The sequence below is a fragment of the Mycoplana sp. BE70 genome (assembly GCF_031455855.1).
Lineage (GTDB): Bacteria > Pseudomonadota > Alphaproteobacteria > Rhizobiales > Rhizobiaceae > Mycoplana.
This window is the reverse complement of sequence record NZ_JAVDTM010000028.1, coordinates 1-1,159: the sequence shown is the minus strand read 5'-3', so window position 1 is coordinate 1,159 and position 1,159 is coordinate 1. Positions and strand designations below refer to the sequence as shown.

Here is a 1,159-nt window from a genome sequence, read left to right as displayed (position 1 = left end):
ACGGCAGCTTCACCTTCGACGCGGCGACGGGGGCATGGACCTACACGCTCGACGGCCGCGCCCAGGCGCTGAAGGAAGACCAGAGCGTCGACGAGGCGCTTGAAGTCGCCTCCATCGACGGCACGACGAAGACGATCACCGTGACCGTCACCGGCACCAACGACGCGGCGGTGATCACCGGCGCCCTGACGGGTTCGGTCACCGAGGACACGGCCGCCACGACGGGCGGCACGCTCACGGTCACCGATGCCGATACCGGCGAGACCGGCTTCCAGGCTGCTGATGCTTCGGCGCTTGTCGGTACCTACGGCAGCTTCACCTTCAACGAGGCGACGGGGGCATGGACCTACACGCTCGACGCCCGCGCCCAGGCGCTGACGGACGGCGAGACCGTCGACGAGACGCTGGAAGTCGCCTCCATCGACGGCACGACGAAGACGATCACCGTCACCGTCACCGGCAGCAACGACGCGCCGACGGTGGCGACGCCGATTACCGACCGGACGACCAACGAGGATGTGCCGTTCAGCTTCGCGGTGCCGGCCAACACGTTCGCCGACGTCGACGGTGACGAACTGACGCTGTCGGCTTCGCTTGCGAACGGCGACCCCCTGCCGGGCTGGCTGAGGTTCGATCCGGCGACCGGCACGTTCTCCGGCACAGCGGAAAACGCCGACGTCGGCCCGATCACCGTTAAGGTCACAGCGAACGACGGCAATGGCGGCACGGTAACCGCCGAGTTCACCCTGACGGTCGTCAACAACGACGCGCCGACGGTGGAAAACCCAATCGCTGACCAGGCGGTCAATGAGGACACCGCGATCGACTTTACGGTTCCGGCCAACACGTTCGACGACGTCGACGGTGACACTCTGACGCTGACGGCGACGCTTGCGAACGGCGATCCGCTGCCGGGCTGGCTGAGCTTCGATCCGGCGACCGGCACCTTCTCCGGCACGCCGGAAAACGCCGACGTCGGTTCGATCATGGTGAAGGTCACCGCGGACGACGGCAAGGGCGGTACCGTCTCCGATGAGTTCACCCTGACGGTCGCCAACACCAACGACGACCCGACGGTGGCAAACCCGATTGACGACCAGTCGACGGACGAGGATGCAGCGTTCACCTTCCAGGTGCCGGCCGACACGTTTGCCGATAT

Annotated in this window: 1 protein-coding gene; it reads left to right on the top strand. The window is 66.4% G+C overall.

Going from position 1 to position 1,159, the window contains the following annotated elements:
- The coding region (locus J2Y48_RS25295) for a putative Ig domain-containing protein (RefSeq protein WP_310424399.1) at window positions 1–1,159 on the top strand (1,159 nt) is incomplete at both ends.